We start from the raw sequence: 4,673 nt of genomic DNA, 5'->3' as shown, positions 1-4,673 counted from the left end.
GGCGGCGGTAGCCAGCCGCCCCTCGTCCATTTGCCCCAGCATATACGGGATGCCGAAGGATTCGGCGACCGCCATCATCCGCAGCAGATTTGAGACAGACCCCGCCTTTACGAGCTTCAAGTGGACAATATCGGCCGCGCCCTCGGCGGCAATCCGGGCGACATCCGCGCAGGTGCGGCAGCTCTCATCGGCCACAACGGCGGCCCGTGTCTGCTGCCTTACCTGCTTCAGGCCGGAGAAGTCGTCAGCAGGTACGGGCTGCTCCGCCCATTCCACGCCGAGCGCCTCCAATTCGGCCAGGCGAAGGACCGCTTGCTTGGGCGTCCAGCCCTGATTGGCGTCGACACACAGAAGGACCTCACCGCCAAGCCGGAACGAGTCAATGACGGCTCTGGCCCGCCGCACCCGTTCAAGGTCCGAGGCACGGTCCGGTCCGACTCTCACCTTAATTGTCCGAAAGCCGTCCCGCAAATACCGGGCCGCTTCCTCCTCGGCTTCGTCCGGTGTGCCGAAGGCGATGGTGGCGTCGCTCGGGATCGAATCCCGCAGCCGTCCCCCCAGAAGCTCCGCCACGGACACCTTCAATTGCTTGCCCATGAGATCGAGCAGCGCAATGTCCACCGCTGCGCGGGCCGCGCTGTTCCCGTTAATGAGCCTGTCGAGCTGGGCATTGATCTTATTTCTGTTCATCACGGGCTTTCCGACGAGTGCGGGACCCAGAGTATGGGCAAGAACGGCGGCAACGCGTTCGGGCGTGTCGCCGGTAACATATTCGCAGTTTCCGCGCACCTCGCTCCAGCCGGTGGCGCCTGAATCGGCTGTAATCCGCAGATAGATTTCTTTCAGATGAGTGACGGTCCCGGATGAGGAGTGGGTGAATGGGGGTGAGAGCGGGAGGTCACATCTAAACACATCAATTTGTGAAATAAGCATACCTACACCTCGTTGTTCAAAAATTTCACGCTTATTACTGGCCTTATATTTCTACGAGAAACATACTTGCATCTTTGGGAACGCTGTCAGGCATTTCTTCTTGTCAGTGGGAATGAACATGGACTCATAGCGGAATTGAGATGATCTTGAAGCAAGCTGAATGACAATTTGAGCAGGAGTTGATGTCACGAAATATAACGCGGTTAAAGATTGTTGGCCTGAAAATAGTCAGGAAATTGATATTTGATCAAATATCACAGTAATTATAGTCACATAAAACTCTATTTTTCAACAAAAAAATCGACAAAATATTTATGTTTTCGACCTTATGGCAGTTTTATTTACAATTTGAGATATTTTTATTGACAGTTTGTCGAAACACCCTTTACAATGTGACCTATGTCACAGGCAATCATTGATCGTTGATATTTGATCAAATATCCGATCTTTAAATTTTGGGAGAGGAGATGCTGAATATTTGAGTAGAATCCCAACTTTTGTTACCGCGTCGGAGCATGTGTATTCCGTTCTCAAGCAGTGGGTGCTGTCCGGTGAGCTGGCTCCCGGAGAGCGGGTCGATCAGGACGCTGTCGCCGCCCGCCTTGGGGTAAGCAAAATGCCGGTCCGCAGCGCGCTGGACAAGCTGGCGGCCCAGGATTTGGTGCTGCTGCATTCACACCGGGGCGTAACGGTCGCTCCCTTGTCGGCAGAGCATCTTGAGGATATTTATCTGGTGCGTTGTAATCTGGAAGGCTTGGCCGTACAGCTTGCGACCGAGCGATTGACTCCAGACGATGCCTCCGTTCTTGGCGAGATGATTCAGAAGCAGGAGGAGCTGGCCAATCATCGCAGCCTTGACACCGAAGCTATTCTGGCCGCCAACCGCGAGTTTCATATGTTCATTTACAGTCTCGCCCAGCGTCCTGTGCTGTTGTCGATCATTGAACGGCTGTGGGAGCAGAGTGAACGGTATCGCCGCATTCTTCTGATCCAGCCGGGAATGGTTGACGGTTCCCTTAATGAGCACCGCCGGCTGGTGGAGCTTATGACTCTCCGGCAAGCGGAGGAAGCCAGCCATTATCTGATCGAACACAATCGGAAGACCCAGCAAGTCGTACTGAGTGTAATGCAAAACAACCAGAACTGATGAGGAGAGATTAACGAGATGATGAAGAACACCAAGATGCTTGTTTGTGCGATGTTGGTAGTGGTGGTTGCCGTGTTGAGCGCATGCTCCGGAACAAAGGGCGCAAATGGCGGACAGGCATCTTCTCCAGCAGGAAGCAGCAAGCCGCAAGAGACGGCATCCGCCGCAGCCCCGTCCTTTCTGGTTGAAAAAGGGTTCCTGACCTACGGCACGGCCGCTACGTTCCCTCCTTTCGAATACATGGTGAACAATGAATTCACCGGCTTCGATATTGAGCTGGGACAAGCGATTGCGAAGGAAATGGGCGTGGAGGTGAAGATCCAGTCGATGAACTTCGACGGCCTGATTCCGGCTCTTCAGGGCAAACGGATCGACATTATCAACTCCGCCATGTATATCAAGCCCGAGCGGGAAGAGCAAGTGGACTTCATCCCTTATATGGGTCTTGCCGATTCGATCGTCGTGAAGACCGGCAATCCGAAGGGCATCAAGAGCCTGGATGATCTGTCCGACCTCACGGTTGCCGTCACACGCGGAGCTGTCGAGGAAATCAATGTCCGCGAGCATAACGAAAAGCTGAAGCAAGCCGGAAAGAAAGAGATCAAGATTTTGGCGCTTCCGACTGCCAATGACGCCGTCCTTGCGACCGAGCAGGGCCGTGCCGACGCGTTCCTTCACTCCTCTCCGGGAGCGGCGTACCTGCAAGAAGAGAAACCGGGCGTCTTCGAAATCGCCGGCTCCTTCGGCGCGGACACGAAGATCGGGATCGCCGTTCGCAAGGGCGACGCGGAAACGAAGAACGCAATCGAAGCAGCGCTGAAGAAGGTTGTCGAGAACGGAACCTATAAGCAATTGATGGAAAAGTACCACTTGCCGGCTGAGATGAGCTACTTCAAGTAAGGATTGCAACCGGACTACCATAGCCGTCAGATCCGCATAAACGCGCTATAGCCCGCGGATCTGACGGAAGCTTCAAAAGGAGGTTTGAGAATGGAATTTTTGGAAGGCGTTTGGGCGTATCTCGGTTCCCGTGCTTTTCTGGATGGAGCCGTGAACACGATGAAGCTCACGCTGGTATCGCAGATTGTCGCCGTCCTTCTCGGGTTTATCATTGCGCTTGTCAAAATGTCAAGATGGAAGCTTCTGCAAGGCCTGGCGACCTCGTATATATGGATTTTTCGCGGGATTCCCGTGTTGGTGCAATTGATCTTTGTCTACACCGCGCTGCCCCAGTTCGGAATCAGGCTGACCGGATTCCAGTCGGCATTCGTCGCGCTTGCGCTTAACGAAGCGGCCTACATGGCGGAAATCGTGCGTTCCGGCCTCGCGTCGGTGGGCAAAGGGCAGCATCGGGCGGCCAACGCCCTCGGAATGAATAGCTGGCAGCGGATGAGATATGTTGTTCTTCCCCAGGCATTTCGCGTGATCGTGCCGCCGACGGCCAACCAGTTCATCGGCATGCTGAAGACCTCGGCCATGGCCTCGGTCGTAGGCTATACCGATCTGCTGCTGACCGCTCAGCAGACCGCCAGCGCCAACTTCGATTATGTGGACACGCTCATTGCGGCCGTCATTTATTACCTCGCCTTTACAGCGCTCTTCACGCTCGTGCAATCTTACCTGGAGCGGCGGATGGATATTACCCGTTCCCGTACCCGCAAACCCCGGATGTTCTCGCTGATGAAGCGCGGGAAATCGATTCTATAGCCCGATAAACGGAAAGGAGTTGAATACTATGCTGCAAATCGAGAAGGTGTCCAAGCAATACCATGGCGATCCGATTCTGAAAGAAGTCTCCCTCGATATTCAAGAGGGTGAACGGGTGGTCATTATCGGGCCTTCCGGTTCCGGCAAGTCGACGCTGCTGAGATGCATGGCGGGACTTGAGCCCATCGATGGAGGACAGATTCTGTACAACGGACAGGATGTTAACGGATCGCGGCATGCCCGGTCCGAGATCGGCATGGTCTTCCAATCGTTTGATTTGTTCCAGCATCTGAACGCGATTCAGAATATTATGCTGGCTCCGACCGTCGTGCGCCGCGAAAGCAAGCAGGAAGTCCGCGCGCGCGCGGTTCAGCTGCTGGAACGGGTGCGTCTGAAGGAACGGGCGGAGCATTACCCCGAACAGCTCTCCGGAGGGCAGCAGCAGCGCATCGCCATTGCGCGGGCGCTTGCCATGAATCCGAAGCTGATGCTGTTCGACGAGCCTACCTCGGCGCTTGATCCCGAGATGACGGCCGAGGTTCTGGACGTTATCTCGGATCTGGCCAGAGACGGCATGACCGTCGTCATCGTGACGCATGAAATGGAATTTGCGCGCCGGGTAGGGGACCGGATCATCTTTATGGACCAGGGAAAGGTTGTCGAAGACCTGCCTTCATCGCAGATGGAAGAAGCCGGCAAGCATCCCCGTCTGAAGCAGTTCCTTAACCAGATTACACAGTATTGACGGGACAAAGGCTGCGTATCGGCCATTTGAACCGGGCCATTCATGCTTAAAGGAGGCGAAACGTTTGGCAACCGTTAAACTTGCGCTGGTGCAGTTCGAAAGCGAGCTGATGGATGTTGCCGCGAATGTCCGGAAGGGCCT

The 4,673-nt window shown here is 54.9% G+C and carries 5 protein-coding genes; 4 read left to right on the top strand and 1 reads right to left on the bottom strand.

What is annotated here, in order from left to right:
• A partial coding sequence (locus tag L692_RS0101060; protein WP_025696396.1) for a mandelate racemase/muconate lactonizing enzyme family protein occupies nt 1-933 on the bottom strand: 933 nt, incomplete at its 3' end.
• Between the two features lie 478 nt (nt 934-1,411).
• Between L692_RS0101060 and L692_RS27490 the strand changes: the two genes are divergently transcribed.
• From L692_RS27490 to L692_RS0101040, 4 genes are all read left to right on the top strand, one after another.
• A complete protein-coding gene (locus L692_RS27490) occupies nt 1,412-2,080 on the top strand; it encodes a GntR family transcriptional regulator (RefSeq protein ID WP_025696394.1) in 669 nt (222 codons plus the stop codon).
• Nucleotides 2,081-2,098: 18 nt separating this feature from the next.
• Nucleotides 2,099-2,980 carry an ABC transporter substrate-binding protein gene (locus tag L692_RS0101050; RefSeq protein WP_025696392.1) on the top strand — a complete coding sequence of 294 codons (882 nt, stop codon included), beginning with the start codon at nt 2,099-2,101 and terminating at the stop codon, nt 2,978-2,980.
• A 90-nt stretch (nt 2,981-3,070) separates the two neighbouring features.
• Complete coding sequence (locus L692_RS0101045) at nt 3,071-3,787, top strand: amino acid ABC transporter permease (RefSeq protein WP_025696390.1); 717 nt, start codon at nt 3,071-3,073, stop codon at nt 3,785-3,787.
• A 28-nt stretch (nt 3,788-3,815) separates the two neighbouring features.
• Nucleotides 3,816-4,532 carry an amino acid ABC transporter ATP-binding protein gene (locus L692_RS0101040; protein ID WP_025696389.1) on the top strand — a complete coding sequence of 239 codons (717 nt, stop codon included), beginning with the start codon at nt 3,816-3,818 and terminating at the stop codon, nt 4,530-4,532.
• The last annotated feature ends 141 nt before the right edge of the window (nt 4,533-4,673 follow it).

It is taken from the genome of Paenibacillus forsythiae T98, from assembly GCF_000520735.1.
Taxonomy (GTDB): Bacteria; Bacillota; Bacilli; order Paenibacillales; family Paenibacillaceae; genus Paenibacillus_AQ; species Paenibacillus_AQ forsythiae.
This window is presented reverse-complemented; position numbering and strand designations above follow the sequence as displayed.

Bases quoted from the DNA above. Each gene is read 5' to 3' on its own strand.
- L692_RS0101050 (WP_025696392.1), top strand. From the start codon at position 2,099: ATGATGAAGAACACCAAGATGCTTGTTTGTGCGATGTTGGTAGTGGTG.
- L692_RS0101045 (WP_025696390.1), top strand. From the start codon at position 3,071: ATGGAATTTTTGGAAGGCGTTTGGGCGTATCTCGGTTCCCGTGCTTTT.
- L692_RS0101040 (WP_025696389.1), top strand. From the start codon at position 3,816: ATGCTGCAAATCGAGAAGGTGTCCAAGCAATACCATGGCGATCCGATT.